Annotated in this window: 11 protein-coding genes; 5 read left to right on the forward strand and 6 right to left on the reverse strand. The window is 62.3% G+C overall.

Annotated features, from left to right (window positions below):
- From pcaG to pcaC, 5 genes are all read left to right on the forward strand, one after another.
- Nucleotides 1-567: a protocatechuate 3,4-dioxygenase subunit alpha gene (gene pcaG / locus ACHPFG_RS07790; protein ID WP_431702005.1), complete on the forward strand. Its 567-nt coding sequence runs from the start codon at nt 1-3 to the stop codon at nt 565-567.
- Between the two features lie 190 nt (nt 568-757).
- Nucleotides 758-2,053 carry an MFS family transporter gene (locus ACHPFG_RS07795; protein WP_131697182.1) on the forward strand — a complete coding sequence of 432 codons (1,296 nt, stop codon included), beginning with the start codon at nt 758-760 and terminating at the stop codon, nt 2,051-2,053.
- Nucleotides 2,054-2,063: 10 nt separating this feature from the next.
- Nucleotides 2,064-3,428 carry a 3-carboxy-cis,cis-muconate cycloisomerase gene (locus ACHPFG_RS07800; RefSeq protein WP_431702006.1) on the forward strand — a complete coding sequence of 455 codons (1,365 nt, stop codon included), beginning with the start codon at nt 2,064-2,066 and terminating at the stop codon, nt 3,426-3,428.
- Nucleotides 3,429-3,438: 10 nt separating this feature from the next.
- Complete coding sequence (gene pcaD, locus ACHPFG_RS07805; protein WP_431702007.1) at nt 3,439-4,230, forward strand: 3-oxoadipate enol-lactonase; 792 nt, start codon at nt 3,439-3,441, stop codon at nt 4,228-4,230.
- 53 nt (nt 4,231-4,283) lie between these two features.
- Nucleotides 4,284-4,676: a 4-carboxymuconolactone decarboxylase gene (gene pcaC, locus ACHPFG_RS07810; RefSeq protein WP_024073913.1), complete on the forward strand. Its 393-nt coding sequence runs from the start codon at nt 4,284-4,286 to the stop codon at nt 4,674-4,676.
- On the opposite strand, the gene ACHPFG_RS07815 is transcribed toward pcaC, so the two are convergent.
- The 6 genes from ACHPFG_RS07815 to ACHPFG_RS07840 all read right to left on the reverse strand — a co-directional run bounded on the left by ACHPFG_RS07815 (nt 4,677) and on the right by ACHPFG_RS07840 (nt 15,229).
- The gene (locus ACHPFG_RS07815) at nt 4,677-5,576 is read right to left on the reverse strand and encodes a polysaccharide deacetylase family protein (RefSeq protein WP_431702008.1); all 900 of its coding nucleotides are present in this window, start codon (nt 5,574-5,576) and stop codon (nt 4,677-4,679) included. It lies immediately after the preceding gene.
- A gap of 84 nt (nt 5,577-5,660) precedes the next feature.
- A complete protein-coding gene (locus tag ACHPFG_RS07820; protein WP_431702009.1) occupies nt 5,661-6,911 on the reverse strand; it encodes an OprD family porin in 1,251 nt (416 codons plus the stop codon).
- 142 nt (nt 6,912-7,053) lie between these two features.
- Nucleotides 7,054-8,667, reverse strand: a complete 1,614-nt coding sequence (locus ACHPFG_RS07825) for a J domain-containing protein (protein WP_431702010.1) — start codon at nt 8,665-8,667, stop codon at nt 7,054-7,056.
- A gap of 10 nt (nt 8,668-8,677) precedes the next feature.
- Nucleotides 8,678-10,375, reverse strand: a complete 1,698-nt coding sequence (locus tag ACHPFG_RS07830; RefSeq protein WP_131697176.1) for a molecular chaperone HscC — start codon at nt 10,373-10,375, stop codon at nt 8,678-8,680.
- A gap of 238 nt (nt 10,376-10,613) precedes the next feature.
- Nucleotides 10,614-12,071, reverse strand: a complete 1,458-nt coding sequence (adeC, locus tag ACHPFG_RS07835) for an AdeC/AdeK/OprM family multidrug efflux complex outer membrane factor (RefSeq protein ID WP_431702011.1) — start codon at nt 12,069-12,071, stop codon at nt 10,614-10,616.
- Entirely contained in the window at nt 12,068-15,229 is a 3,162-nt protein-coding gene (locus tag ACHPFG_RS07840) for an efflux RND transporter permease subunit (protein WP_431702012.1), read from the reverse strand. Before ACHPFG_RS07840 ends, adeC begins: the two co-directional genes overlap by 4 nt.
- Between the last annotated feature and the right edge of the window lie 2 nt (nt 15,230-15,231).

The raw sequence follows: 15,231 nt of genomic DNA on the forward strand, positions 1-15,231 counted from the left end.
ATGACACTTAACGCGACCACGTCCCACACCGTCGGGCCGTACTACCACATCGGCCTGACCTGGCTGAACCGCGAAGACTTGACCGTCGCCGCCACCCTCGGTGAGCGCGTGGCGATCAGCGGGCAAGTGCTGGACGGCAACGGTGATGTTGTCAACGACGCCATGCTCGAAGTCTGGCAGGCCAATGCCGCCGGCAAGTACGACCACCCTGAAGATGAGCAGGACAAGGCGCTGGACCCGAACTTCGAAGGCTTTGGCCGGGTGCCGGTGGATGCCGAAGGGCGCTTCCGCTTTACCACGATCAAGCCGGGCAGCGTGCCGGGCCTGCAAGGTACGACCCAGGCGCCGCACCTGGTGGTGCTGGTGTTTGCCCGTGGCTTGGTGAAACACCTGCTGACACGGATTTATTTCGATGGCGAGGCGTTGAATGCGGATGACCCGCTGCTGGCGTGTGTGCCCGCAGAGCGGCGCGGCACGTTGATTGCCAAGCCGGATGCGGCGGGTGTGCATCAGTGGAATGTGATTTTGCAGGGGACAGATAAGGAAACGGTGTTCTTCGATTACTGAGTCGCTTGTCAGGGCCTCATCGAGGGCAAGCCCCCTCCCACATTTGATCGGCGGCGCGGTCAAAAGGTGGGAGGGGGCTGGCCCCCGATGGGGCCGGTTCAGGCACTGCCTACTCAAAAGTCTGCTTGCGGAACATGGTTGTTGCAAAGTATGTCTAGGCTATAACCGTTCCCACTGAGTGAAAAAAACCATGACAACCACCACCAGTCACTACACCGGAGAAGAACGTAGCAAACGGATCTTTGCGATTGTCGGTGCCTCCTCCGGCAACCTGGTCGAATGGTTCGACTTCTACGTCTATGCCTTCTGCGCCATTTACTTCGCCCCGGCGTTTTTCCCGTCGGATGACCCCACGGTCCAGCTGCTCAACACTGCTGGCGTGTTCGCCGCCGGCTTTCTGATGCGCCCCATCGGCGGCTGGCTGTTCGGCCGGGTTGCCGACAAGCACGGGCGCAAGAATTCGATGATGATCTCGGTGCTGATGATGTGCGCCGGTTCCCTGGTCATTGCCTTTTTGCCCACCTACAAAGACATCGGCGCCTGGGCCCCGGCCTTGCTGCTGGTGGCGCGGCTGTTCCAGGGCCTGTCGGTGGGGGGCGAATATGGCACCACCGCGACCTACATGAGTGAAGTCGCGCTCAAGGGCCAGCGTGGGTTTTTCGCCTCGTTCCAGTACGTGACCCTGATCGGTGGCCAACTGTTGGCGGTGCTGGTGGTGGTGATCCTGCAACAGATCCTCACTGAAGAAGAGTTGCGCGCCTGGGGCTGGCGGATTCCGTTCGTGATCGGTGCGATTGCCGCGGTGATTTCCCTGCTGCTGCGTCGCACCCTCAAGGAAACCACCAGCAAGGAAATGCGTGAAGACAAGGACGCCGGCAGCATCGTCGCGCTGTTTCGCGACCACGGCAAAGCGTTCGTTACGGTGCTCGGCTACACCGCCGGTGGCTCGCTGATTTTCTACACCTTCACCACTTACATGCAAAAGTACCTGGTGAACACCGTGGGCATGCACGCCAAGACGTCGAGCTACATCATGACCGGCGCACTGTTCCTCTATATGTGCATGCAGCCGCTCTTCGGTATGTTGGCGGACAAGATCGGCCGACGTAATTCGATGCTCTGGTTCGCAGGCCTCGGCACCCTGTTCACGGTGCCGATCCTGCTGACCTTGAAGACCGTCACCAGCCCGTTCCTGGCGTTTGTGCTGATCACCCTGGCCCTGGCGATTGTCAGCTTCTACACCTCCATCAGCGGCCTGGTCAAAGCGGAGATGTTCCCGCCCCAGGTGCGTGCTTTGGGCGTGGGGCTGGCGTATGCGGTGGCTAACGCGGTGTTTGGTGGTTCGGCGGAAGTCGTCGCGCTGAGCCTGAAATCCATCGGCATGGAAAACACTTTCTATTGGTACGTCACCGCGATGATGGCGGTGGCGTTCCTGTTCAGCTTGCGCCTGCCGAAACAGGCGGCGTATCTGCATCACGATTTGTAAGGGATGAGTTATGACACTGCGCACGAGCAATCAACTGTTCGACGCTTACTTCACCGCTGACAGCATGGCCGAGGTGTTCTGCGACCAGGGACGCTTGCAGGGCATGCTCGATTTCGAAGCCGCACTCGCCCGTGCCGAGGCTCAGGTCGGGTTGATCCCACAGGCGGCCGTGGCGCCGATTGCCCAAGCGTGCCTGGCGTCGCTGTACGACGTGGATGCCCTCGGCGCGGCGATTGCCACGGCGGGGAATTCGGCGATTCCGCTGGTGAAGGCGCTGGGCAAGTTGATTGCCAGTGAGGATGCCGGGGCCGAGCGCTATGTGCACCTGGGCGCGACCAGCCAGGACGTGATGGACACCGGGTTGGTGCTGCAACTGCGGCGGGCGCTGGGGTTGATTGAAACGGACCTGGCGCGTCTGGGCGACGTTCTGGCCGCCCAGGCCCAGCGTTATGCGACGACACCGTTGGCCGGGCGTACCTGGTTGCAGCACGCGACGCCGGTCACCCTGGGGATGAAGATTGCCGGGTGGCTGGGCGCGGTGACGCGCAGTCGCCAGCGCTTGGAAGAACTGAAACCGCGTTTGCTGGTGCTGCAATTCGGCGGCGCGTCGGGGACGTTGGCGGCACTCGGTGAACACGCCATGCCGGTGGCCGAGGCGCTGGCGGCTGAACTGCAACTGAGCTTGCCTGAACAACCCTGGCACACGCAGCGCGATCGTCTGGTGGAGTTTGCCGCCGTCCTGGGCCTGATCGCCGGCAGCCTCGGCAAACTGGGCCGCGATATCAGTCTGCTGATGCAAACCGAAGCGGCCGAAGTCTTCGAGCCTTCGGCGCCCGGCAAAGGCGGTTCGTCGACCATGCCCCACAAACGCAACCCGGTGGGCGCCGCCGTGCTGATCAGCACCGCTACGCGCGTGCCCGGCCTGGTGGCGACGATGTTCAGCGCCATGCCCCAGGAACACGAACGCAGCCTGGGCCTGTGGCACGCCGAATGGGAGACCTTGCCGGAGATTTGCCGCCTGGTTTCCGGTGCCTTGAAACAAGCGCTGCTGGTGAGCGAAGGGCTGGAAGTCGACCCCGGGCGCATGGCGCACAACCTCGACCTGACCCAAGGCCTGGTGCTGGCCGAGGCTGTCAGTATCGTGCTTGCCCAGCGCCTGGGCCGGGAAACCGCGCACCACCTGCTGGAGCAATGCTGCAAACGCGCCGTCGCCGAGGGGCGCCACTTGCGCGCGGTGCTGGCGGACGAACCGCAGGTCACCGCCGAGCTGTCCGCCACCGAGTTGGACCGCCTGCTCGATCCGGCCCACTACCTGGGCCAGGCGAGCACCTGGGTCACGCGCGCTGTTACCGAACACTTTGCATTGACCGCCTAAGGAGAACGCTGTGGCTTTCGTACAACTCGCCGAGGGCGAACTGCATTACCAACTCGATGGCCCCGTGGATGCGCCGGTGCTGGTGCTGTCCAACTCGCTGGGCACCGACCTGCACATGTGGGACATCCAGATCCCGGCGTTGACCGAGCATTTCCGGGTGTTGCGTTTCGACACCCGTGGCCACGGTAAATCCCTGGTGACTGAGGGACCCTACAGCATCGAGCAACTGGGCCACGACGTGATCGCACTGCTGGATGCGCTGGATATTCAGCGTGCGCATTTTTGCGGGCTGTCCATGGGCGGCTTGATCGGCCAATGGCTGGGGATTAACGCGGGTGAGCGCCTGCACCGCCTGGTGGTGTGCAACACCGCCGCCAAAATTGGCACGCCGGAGATCTGGAACCCACGGATCGAGATGGTCCTGCGCGATGGCGCGGCAGCCATGGTGGCCTTGCGCGATGCATCGATTGCACGCTGGTTCACCGCCGATTTTGCGGCGGCCAACCCGCACCAGGCCAAGCAGATCACCGACATGCTTGCCGCGACTTCGCCCCAAGGTTACGCGGCCAACTGTGCCGCCGTGCGTGATGCGGATTTCCGTGAGCAGGTGTCGAAGATCAAGGCGCCAACCCTGGTGATTGCTGGCACTGAAGACGCCGTCACCCCACCGGCCGGTGGTCACTTTATCCAGCAGCATGTGCAGGGCGCCGAGTACGCCGAGTTCTACGCCGCGCACCTGTCCAACGTACAGGCCGGTGCTGCATTCAGTGACCGGGTGATCAAATTTCTGCTGGGCCGCTGAGGCCGCTCGCCACAGGTAACCGAGTTGAAATTTTATTGAACCAGGAGTTTTTTGTGGACGAGAAACAACGTTATGCCGACGGCCTGCAAGTGCGCCGCGAAGTGCTGGGCGATGCCCATGTCGACCGCAGCCTCAATGCCCTGACCGAGTTCAACAGCGAGTTCCAGGAAATGATCACCCGCCACGCCTGGGGTGATATCTGGACCCGCCCCGGGCTGCCTCGGCACACCCGCAGCCTGATCACCATCGCCATGCTGATCGGCATGAACCGCAGTGAAGAGTTGAAGCTGCATTTGCGTGCGGCGGCCAGTAACGGCGTGACCCGCGCGGAGATCAAGGAAGTACTGATGCAGAGTGCGATCTATTGCGGGATTCCGGCGGCGAATGCCACGTTTCACTTGGCGGAGTCTGTATGGGATGAGCTGGGTGTCGAGTCGCGCGAGTGATCAGTGGGAGTCTGCGTCCCACACCCAATTCCACACGCCCGGCAGATGCACGGCTTCATTCACATCTTTGACCGTACGCGCCAGCGCCGCGCGTTGCAGGGCGGCCGTATCGGTGTAGAACGGTTCGGTGGCGGTCTTCATGCCGTTGACTCGGGCGCTGTCCAGCAGGATCTGCAGGTATTCCTGCATATGCCGCGCGGTGTAGCGGTTGATGTCGTGGAAGGTCACCACCACCGGTATCACGCCGTCCACCGTGGGCAATTCGTCCAGTGCGATGCGCTCGCGCACCACCGACAGTTGTCGGTACAGGTTGGCGCGGCGGCGTGGGCTGCCGTTGAAGCCCCAGATCTTGCCGTCATTGGCGCTCAGGTCGGTCAGCAAGACCTGCATGCCATGGCGCTGGTAGGCGGCGAAGGTGCGCCGGTCGTAGTTCCAGAACGGCGGGCGCACCAGCACGGGCGGTGCGCCGGTGATCGAGGCGATATCCGCCGCGCCCTGGGTGAGGGTGCTTTCCAGTTCGGTATTGCTCAGCCAGCGATGGTTGGTATGAAACGCCGTCGCCGTATGGAACGCCAGGATATGGCCGCCCGCATACTCGCGTTCCATGGTCTTGCGCCCCCGCGAACTGCCGCCGGAGCGGGCCGCTTCGGTCTGCAGGAAGAACACCGCCTTGATCCCCGGCAGCACCGGGTTGTGTGCCAGGTCGGCGAGCACTGAACGGCTGGGGTTGTCGTAGCCCGAGGCACTGGGGCCATCGTCGAAGGTCAGCAAAAAACGGATCGGCGCCTCGGCTTGCAGGCGTTGCTCGGTCTGCGTTGTCAGGGCGATGGGCGCGCCGATACAGCCGCTGAGGCATAAGACCAGGGCAAGCACGGCGTTTGCTAAGGCAAAGGATTTCATGGTGTGCGCAGGCTCGAATAAGAGGCCGCTGCTGGGCAGATCAGCAGCGGCAGGCGCGCACGATACAGTAAGTGCCGCGCCGGATTACAGCAGACTTATCGGGTAACTGACGATCAACCGGTTTTCATCGAACTCGTTGTTGCTGTAATCGCGGCGCATGCTGGAATTGCGCCAGCGCACCATAAGGTTTTTCATCACGCCGCTTTGTACGGTGTAGCCCAATTCGCTTTCGCGACCCCACTCCTTGCCGTCGGTGATGGTGCCCGTGTGCACGTTGCTGCCGCTGATATAGCGGTTCATCAGGGTCAGGCCCGGTACACCGAGGGCGGCGAAGTTGTAGTCGTGGCGTACTTGCCAGGATTTTTCCTCGGCGTTGTCGTAACTCGAGTTGTAGCTGTCGTTGGCCAGGGTGCCGCCGCTGGTGCCGTTGACGCGCATCCACGCGCTATTGCCGGTGAGTTTTTGCAGGCCGACATAGAAGGTGTTGCCGCCGTACTTGGCCGAGAACAGGCCGGACCAGGTCTTGTTGTCCAGGTCGCCGGCGCGGGCGCTGCCGTCGTCCTTGCCGTAGAAGAACCCGAGGTTGGCGCCCAGGGTCCAGTCGCCGAGGGGCTGGCTGTGGATCAGGTTGACGAACTGCTGGCTGTAGATGTCCTTGAGCTGGGCGTTCCACAGGCCGATCTGCGTGCGTTTGTCGTTGAAGGCGTATTCGCCGCCCTGGAAGTTGAAGCGGTCCGAGGTGAACGCGGTTTTGCCGACCATCGACATGTCCGACATGCTGCTGTCGTCGCGCGGGCTGTTGGCGCGGAACTGGCCGCCGTACAGGGTCAGACCGTCGATTTCCTTTGACGTGATCTGCCCGCCGCGCAGGGTTTGCGGCAGGGAGCGGCCATCGTCGGCACGCAGGATCGGCAGCACCGGCATCCATTCGCCGACCTTCACTTCGGTCTTGGAAATACGCGCCTTGAACGCCACGCCGAGACGCCCGAATTCATCCGCAGGGCGGCCATCGTGGTCCAGCGGCAACAACTGGGTGCCCCCGGTGCCGCGCCCGCCATCGAGCTTCAATGAGTACAGCCCCAGCACATCCACCCCGAAACCGACGGTGCCCTGGGTAAAGCCGGACTTGGCATCGAGGATGAAACTCTGCGTCCACTCCTGTGCGCCGCCCTGGGTCTTGGTCGGGTTGGTGAAATTGCGGTTGAAGAAGAAATTACGCAGGTTGAGGTTGGCGCTGGCGTCTTCGAGAAAACCGTGTTCTTCGGCGACGACGGGCAGGGCAAGACTGGCGATAGTGGTGGCCAGCAGCAGCCGGCGCGGATGAAAAGTGCTCATGGCGTAGAACCTGTTGTTATTGGGTTTATGCAGGTGGCGGCCATGGTGCGGGGCGGTGCGGGGGCGGTTCAATCGGGGGTGGGCGGGTTGTGGGCGATGATCGAACGCAAGTTGCCGGGCGCTGTGGCCCGGCATTTGCGGGTTATCGTTTGGGCAGGTCGAAGTGGGTCCAGGGCACCGCCGGCAGGTAGTGTTGCGCAGCTACGATCAGCGCCACCATCACTACTAGAAACACCACTTGCAGGGGGCTCCAGAAGGCCCAGTGCAAACCGTTCAGCCACGGGTAGCTTTCACTGAATTTCTGGCTCATCTGACCGATACGCGTCTTGTGCAATAGGTTGATCAGGACCATACCCGCGTAGGTGAACATGCCCAGCACGCCGAGCATCAAGCCGCAGGCCACCAGCATGATCGCCTGCGGGACGCCGTGGCGAATGACCAGCCAGTAGTCATTGGGGTTGATTCGCTTGGGGATCAGGTACTGGCTCAGCCACACATCCAGAACCCGATAGGTTGAACTCATCCCGGCCCACATTTGGGTGACGCGAAAGCCAACGGCCGCCGGCACGAGCGCCATCAACATGAAAATGACCAGCGACATCCCGTCCATTCTGTCTGGCTTATCGTGGGCGATGCTCAGGCCAAGCCCCAAAGCGAAGATGGCCCATAGCCGGATAAACACCTGGGTGTAGATCGGCCGAGGCACGAATTTGCGCCAAAAGAACAGGTCTGTTTGAGGCAGGCGCTCGACCAGTTGCGGATAGCGCCAGGTCAGTGTTTGCGCCAGGTGCTGGCAGGCGTTCCACTCGTTTTCGCCAAACCCATCGATCATGCGTTTGTGTTGCGTGGCGGACATCGGTGTCAGCAGCAGGCGCGCGGCCAGGGCATCGGCTGATGTGCGCCGCGTATCCTGGGCCTTGTCTTGCAAGTTGGCGTAGAAGCTTTCCTGCTCGCAACGCGACACCAGTTCGCGCCACATCCACGCCGGTTCCGGGTAGACGCCTTTCTGGTCGTCCCAGCCGAAGGCCTGGCACACGCGCTCGAACAGCGGCACGCTCCATTGGGTGTCATGCAGCAGGTGCAGGACGATACGTTGCCACTGCTGTTGCAGGTCGAACACCCGCAGCCAGGGTTGGTCGTTGTACTGCGTGAGCTGGGTGATGAACTCGCGCTCGGCCTTATGCTCCAGGAGTTCCTGCAGGGTGCGGCGGTAGTCTTGCAGCAGTTCGCCGGTCAGCGCTTCGTATTGCCAGGATGTCATCGCCACCTGTTGCCAGGGGGTCAGCCATTCCAGGTGTTGCGCGGCCCAACCGGCGATGGCGCTGCGTTCGCCCGGTGCGTCGAAACAATGGCGCAACAGGCCGGCCTGGAACGCATCGGTGCAGCCCTGTTGCCGAGCCTGGGCCCAGCGTTCATCGAGGTTACGCGCGTTGAGGCCGTCGAGCAGTGCCTGGGCCGGGTCGGGTGTGTGGGCTTCGAAGGGCGCAGGGCTGACGGGGCTGATGTCCATCAGTTCGGCCAGGTCATTCAGGTTTCCGTAGACCGCGTCGGCCACGGGCGCCCGGACGCGTTCTTCCTCTTCGTTATCAGCCCGCCAGCGTGCTTCACTCAGCGCGTGTTCATAGGCTTCGCGCAGGCGCTGGAAGCCTTGGGCATCGTCGTCCGGGCGGCAGCTTTTCAGCAGCCGCGCATAGCTGCGCTTGATGGTGCGCTCGTCGGCGTCATCCGGCAGTTGCAGTACGGTCCAGCAATCCATCGGTGTTCCCTCAGCGCCAGAACCCGTTGTCGAGTTGCTCAAGTTGACGGGTCAGTTCGCTGCGCGCTTCGCGGATGCGGCGTTCGTCCTGGGTGTCGAGTACCTGCTGGAACTGCGCCGCCCAATGGCCGAGCTGTTCGCGCAGCTCGCCGAGGTTTTCCTGGTAGAGCCGTTCGAGGCGGGCGACGAGCACGGTGTTGACCTGCTGGTCGCGTGGGTGGACCTTCAATTGCGCCAGGGCTTGCAGGCGTTGCTGGATCTCCTGCGGGTTGAGCACGCCGGGGTTGTTCTCGATCACCAGCGAATGCTGCTCGCCGGTCAGCGGGATATTCACCTGGGCTTCCAGCAGGCCGTTGTTGTCGTAGGTGAAACGCACGTCCAGCGAGACTTCACCGGCCTTGCGCTTGGGCACGGGAATATCCAGTTGGCCCAGCTCAATGTTGTCTTTGACCAGGCGGCTTTCGCCTTGATAGATCTTCAGCAGCACGCGGGTCTGGTCGTCGTGCAGGGTGACCACACTTTTGACCCGGCTCACCGGCACGCTGCTGTTGCGTTCGATCAACGGCAGGTAATGGCCGCTTTCGATATGGCCGCCGTACTGGTTCGAGGTTTCGATGCCCAGGGTGTAGGGGCAGACGTCGGTCAGCACCACTTCTTCGAGGGCGGCGGAGCGCGCCTTGAGCGCGGCCTGGATCGCCGCGCCGTGGGCGACCACCTGGTCGGGATCGAGGCTGATGGAGGGGAAGCGCCCGAACAGGCCGGCGGCGAGTTTGCGCACCAGCGGCATGCGCGTGGTGCCGCCCACCAATAGGATTTCATCCAGGTCGCCGACCCGAATCCGCGCATCGCGCAGGGCGCGTTCGATCGGCGCGCGCAGGCGCTCCAGCAGCGGGGTGTAGAGCTTGGCCAACTCCTGTTGGGTGACGGTTTTAACCCATTGCTGGCCGTCGACACGCAGGGCGAACTCAGCACTGTCATCCTGGCCCAGGGCTTTGCGCACGCGCTCGGCTTCGCGGCGCAGGGCTTGCAGCACAGTGCGGGTGGGCGGGAAACCTGTGGCGTTACGTTGGCTGTCGACAAAGTGTTCGAGCAACAGGGTGTCGAAGTCTTCGCCACCGAGGAAGTTGTCGCCGGCGCTGGCGCGGACCTCCATCACGCCGTCGAACAACTCGATGATCGACACGTCAAAGGTGCCACCGCCGAGGTCGAAGACCAGGAACGAGGTTTCTTTATCACGCTGATGCAGGCCGTAGGCCAGGGCCGCTGCGGTCGGTTCGTTGATCAGTTTCTCAACGGTGAGCCCCGCCAGTTCACCGGCGATGCGCGTGGCCTTGCGTTGGCCGTCGCTGAAGTAGGCGGGCACGCTGATCACTGCGTCAGTGACGGTTTGGCCGTAGGTACGCTCTATGTCCTCCTTGAGGCTTTTGAGCACCAACGCCGAGAGTTCTTCGGGGCGGAACGAGCGGTCGCCCAGACGCACTTCGGTGGCGCTGCCCATGTAGCGCTTGAACAGCGAGGTGGTCAGGTGCGGGTGGGTGTGCAGGCGCTCTTTGGCGGCCTGGCCTACCAAGACACGGCCTTGGTCATCCAGCCCGACCACGCTGGGGGTCAGCAACTGGCCCAGGGCATTGGGCACCATTTCGGCGGCATCACCGCGCCAGACGGCTGCGAGACTGTTTGTGGTCCCCAAGTCGATTCCTACGATCATTACGACAAGCTCCCTCTGTGGTCTGTAAGAATCTGTGACAGATTTTACCCTGAAAGGTTGAGCGCAAAGCAAGGCGGGCGAGTTTTATGGCGAGCGGGCTTGCCCCGCGTTGGGCTGCGAAGCAGCCCCAAACCAAGCCCGCTGTCACAAAAACATTCTGGCTATCGCAAAGCACCGATGACCGGGCATAAAAAAACCGCTTCCAGTAAAGGAAGCGGTTTTGATTACAACGGCGCTATCAGAACAACTTCAACGCCGGTGCTTCTTCTTTCAGCGGCTCGTTCTTCGCGGTCTGCTCGTTCCAGCCACCGCCGAGGGCCTTGTACAGGTTGACCTCGCTGGTCAGCTGCGCCAGGCGGTCGGTGATCAGCGATTGCTGGGCACTGAACAGTTGGCGCTGGGCGTCGAGGAAGGTCAGGTTGCTGTCGACACCGATGCGGTAGCGACGCTCGGCCAGGCGGTAGTAATCCTGGTTGGCCGCGACGAAGCCACGCTGGGCTTCCAGCTGCTGCTTGTAGGTCTCACGCGCGGCGAGGCCGTCGGAGACTTCCTGGAAGCCGGTCTGGATCGCCTTCTCGTAGTTCGCCACGTTGATCTCTTTCTGGATCTTCGAATAGTCCAGGCTGGCGCGCAGGCTGCCGGCGTTGAAGATCGGGATGTTGATCTGCGGGGCGAACGACCAGGTGCCCGAACCGCCTTTGAACAGGCCGCCCAGGGTAGGGCTGGCAGTGCCGGCGCTGGCGGTCAGGCTGATGCTCGGGAAGAACGCTGCACGGGCCGCACCGATGTTGGCGTTGGCGGCCTTGAGGTTGTACTCGGCCTGCACGATGTCGGGACGACGTTGCAGCAGGTCCGAGGGCAAGCCGGCCGGTACGTCGCTGAGCAGGTCATCCGACAGCGGCTTGCTGGCGATATTCGCCGGCAGGCCGGTGCCCAGCAGCAGGGTCAGGCTGTTTTCGTCCTGGGCCACCTGGCGGGTGTAGCGTGCCAGTGCCACGCGGGCGTTTTCCACCGAGGTGCGCGCCTGGCTGAGGTCGAGGGCCGAGGCCACGCCGACTTCGTTGCTGCGCGAGGTCAGCTTGAAGCTCTGCTCGTACGCACCCAGGGTGTCCTGGGTCAGCTTGAGCAGTTCCTTGTCGGCCTGCCAGGTCAGGTAGGCATTCGCCACACTGGCCACCAGGCTGATCTGGGTGCTGCGCCGCGCTTCTTCAGTGGCGAAGTACTGTTGCAGGGCTTCTTCACTCAGGCTGCGCACACGACCGAACAGGTCCAGCTCATAAGAACTGATCCCGAGGCCGGCCGAGTACTGGCTGGTGATGGTCGATTCGCCGGTCTGCGACAGCTTGGCCGGGGTGCGCGAACGGCTTCCGCTGCCCGTGGCCGATACGGCCGGGAACAGGTCGGCACGCTGGATCTGGTACTGCGCCGCATAGGCGTCGATGTTCAGGGCCGCGACACGCAGGTCACGGTTGTTCACCAGCGCGGTCTGGATCAGCTGTTGCAGGGCAGGGTCATGAAAAAATTGTTTCCAGCCCTGCTCGGCAGCGGCCTGTCCCGGCGCCTGGGCCGACGAATACGCCGGCCCCTGTGGGAACTGAGCTGCCACCGGCGCTTCAGGGCGCTGGTAGTCAGGGATCAGCGAGCAGCCACTGAGCACGAATGCCGTGACGGCTAAGGAAAGTAGCGACTTGCTCATTGGCCAGCCTCTTTAGGAGTGTGCTTAGGTTCAGTCTTGTTACGTTCGCCCATGGCGGACACGGTTGCGAAGAACAGTGGCACCCAGAAGACCGCCAATACCGTGGCCGTGATCATACCGCCAATTACGCCGGTACCGATCGCGTGCTGGCTGCCTGAGCCGGCGCCCGAGGAGATCGCCAGCGGCAATACGCCGAGGACGAACGCCATGGAGGTCATGATGATCGGCCGCAGGCGCATCCGGGAAGCCTCGATGGCGGCCTCGACGATGCCTTTGCCTTGTTCGTGGAGCTCTTTGGCGAACTCGACGATCAGAATGGCGTTCTTCGCCGCCAGGCCCACCGTTACCAACAAGCCCACCTGGAAGAACACGTCGTTGGACAAGCCGCGCATGCTGGTGGCGATCAACGCACCCACCACGCCCAGCGGAACCACCAGGATCACTGCGATCGGGATTGACCAGCTCTCGTACAGTGCCGCGAGACACAGGAACACCACCAGCAGCGACAGCGCATACAGCGCCGGCGCCTGGGAGCCGGAGAGGCGTTCTTCATACGACAGGCCCGTCCAGGCATAGCCCACGCCCGCCGGCAATTGCTTGGCGATGCGTTCAACTTCGGCCATGGCGTCACCGGTACTGTAGCCCGGTGCCGGGGTGCCGAGGATTTCCATCGCCGCTACACCGTTATAACGCGAGAGCTTCGGCGAGCCGTAGATCCACTTGCCCGAGGCGATGGCCGACAACGGCACCATCTTCCCGGAGTCGCTGCGCACGTACCATTTGTTCAGGTCTTCCGGGGACATCCGGCTCGCGGCTTCACCCTGCACGTACACCTTCTTCACTCGACCACGGTCGATGAAGTCGTTGACGTAGCTGCCACCCAAGGCAATCGCCAGGGTCTGGTTGATGTTGGACAGCGTGATGCCTTGGGCGCTGGCCTTCTCGTCATCCACGGTGAGCTCGTATTGCGGCTCATCGTTCACGCCGTTGGGGCGCACACCGGCCAGGATCTTGCTCTGGGCAGCCATGCCCAGGAACTGGTTACGCGCAGCCATCAGTTTTTCATGGCCGACACCGCCCTGGTCTTGCAGGAACACGTCGAAACCGGTGGCGTTACCGAGTTCCAGTACAGACGGCGGCACAATGGCAAACACCATGGCGTCCTGGAAGGTCTGCATGAAGTAACCCTGGGCACGCTTGGCAATCTCGAATACCGAGGTGGAAGCATCACGCTCGTCCCACGGCTTGAGCATCACGAAGGCCAGGCCCGAACTCTGGCCACGGCCGGCGAAGTTGAAGCCGTTTACGGTAAACACCGATTTCACGCCTTTGCCTTCGCCTGGCTCGCCTTCCTTGTCATTGAGCAGGTAGGCGCGCATGTCGTCGATGACTTTTTGCGTACGTTCAGCCGACGAACCTACCGGCGTCTGCACCTGGGCAAAGATCACACCCTGGTCTTCATCGGGCAGGAACGCAGCCGGGATGCGCATGAACAGCCAGATCATGCCGGCGATGATCAGCGCGTACACCAGGAACGCCGGGATCTTGTGCTTGATCATGTTACCCACGCCGCGCTCGTAGCTGAGTACGCCACGGTCGAAGGTGCGGTTGAACCAGCCGAAGAAACCGCGCTTGGGTTGGCCGTGCTTCTCCGGATCGATCGGCTTGAGCATGGTGGCGCACAGGGCCGGGGTGAAGATCAGCGCAACCAGTACCGACAACGCCATGGCCGAAACGATGGTGATGGAGAACTGTTTGTAGATCACACCGGTGGAGCCGCCGAAGAACGCCATCGGCAACAGTACCGCCGACAGCACCAGGGCAATACCCACCAGGGCGCCCTGGATCTGGCCCATGGACTTGACCGTCGCTTCTTTCGGCGACAGGTGTTCCTCGGCCATTACCCGCTCGACGTTCTCCACCACGACGATGGCGTCGTCCACCAGCAAGCCGATGGCCAGGATCATGCCGAACATGGTCAGGGTGTTGATGGTGAAACCAAATGCCGCGAGGATCCCGAAGGTACCCAGCAATACCACCGGTACGGTCATGGTGGTGATGATGGTGGCACGGAAGTTCTGCAGGAACAGGAACATCACCAGGAACACCAGCACGATCGCTTCGACCAGGGTGTCAACCACACCGGAAATCGACTCGGTCACGACCGGGGTGGTGTCATACGGCACCACTGCCTTCATGCCAGGCGGGAAGAACGGTTCCAGGGACGCCACGGTGGCACGAATGGCCTTGGCGGTGTCCAGGGCGTTGGCGCCCGATGCGAGCTTGATCGCCATACCGGAAGCCGGGTTGCCGTTGAACTGCGCACTGATGCTGTAGTTCTGGCCGCCGAGTTCGATGCGGGCAACGTCATGCAGGCGAACCTGGGAACCGTCGGCATTGACCTTCATCAGGATGTTGCCGAACTGCTCCGCCGTTTGCAGGCGGGTCTTGCCGATGATGGTGGCGTTCAGCTGGTTACCGGGCAGGGCAGGCAGGCCGCCCAATTGACCGGTGGCCACCTGGACGTTCTGGGCGGCGATGGCGGTGCTGACATCGACCGGCGTGAGCTGGAAGTTGTTCAGCTTGGCCGGGTCCAGCCAGATACGCATGGCGTACTGCGAACCGAACACCTGGAAGTCACCCACACCCGCAGTCCGGGAAATCGGGTCCTGGATGTTGGAAACGATGTAGTTGGACAAGTCATCCTTGGTCATGCTGCCGTCTTCCGACACCAGACCGATTACCATCAGGAAGTTCTTCACCGACTTGGTTACACGGATACCCTGCTGCTGCACTTCTTGCGGCAGCAGTGGGGTCGCCAGGTTGAGCTTGTTTTGTACCTGAACCTGGGCGATGTCCGGGTTGGTACCCTGGTTGAACGTCGCGGTGATGGTCATGCTGCCGTCGGAGTTACTGTCCGAGGCCACATAACGCAGGTTGTCGATACCGTTGAGCTGTTGCTCGATGACCTGCACCACGGTGTCCTGCACGGTTTGTGCAGACGCGCCTGGGTAGGTCACCTGGATGTCGATGGCGGTTGGCGCGATGGCCGGGTATTGGTTGATGGGCAACTTCAGGATCGACAGTGCCCCGACCAGCATGATCACCAGGGCAATTACCCAGGCGAAAATGGGACGGTCGATAAAAAATTTCGACATGG

The sequence above is a fragment of the Pseudomonas sp. BR20 genome, from assembly GCF_050780135.1.
GTDB lineage: Bacteria > Pseudomonadota > Gammaproteobacteria > Pseudomonadales > Pseudomonadaceae > Aquipseudomonas.

Coding starts and splice junctions, on each gene's coding strand:
- adeC (WP_431702011.1), bottom strand. CDS start 12,071: ATGAGCAAGTCGCTACTTTCCTTAGCCGTCACGGCATTCGTGCTCAGT.
- ACHPFG_RS07820 (WP_431702009.1), bottom strand. CDS start 6,911: ATGAGCACTTTTCATCCGCGCCGGCTGCTGCTGGCCACCACTATCGCC.
- ACHPFG_RS07840 (WP_431702012.1), bottom strand. CDS start 15,229: ATGTCGAAATTTTTTATCGACCGTCCCATTTTCGCCTGGGTAATTGCC.
- ACHPFG_RS07795 (WP_131697182.1), top strand. CDS start 758: ATGACAACCACCACCAGTCACTACACCGGAGAAGAACGTAGCAAACGG.
- ACHPFG_RS07815 (WP_431702008.1), bottom strand. CDS start 5,576: ATGAAATCCTTTGCCTTAGCAAACGCCGTGCTTGCCCTGGTCTTATGC.
- ACHPFG_RS07825 (WP_431702010.1), bottom strand. CDS start 8,667: ATGGATTGCTGGACCGTACTGCAACTGCCGGATGACGCCGACGAGCGC.
- ACHPFG_RS07830 (WP_131697176.1), bottom strand. CDS start 10,375: ATGATCGTAGGAATCGACTTGGGGACCACAAACAGTCTCGCAGCCGTC.
- pcaG (WP_431702005.1), top strand. CDS start 1: ATGACACTTAACGCGACCACGTCCCACACCGTCGGGCCGTACTACCAC.
- ACHPFG_RS07800 (WP_431702006.1), top strand. CDS start 2,064: ATGACACTGCGCACGAGCAATCAACTGTTCGACGCTTACTTCACCGCT.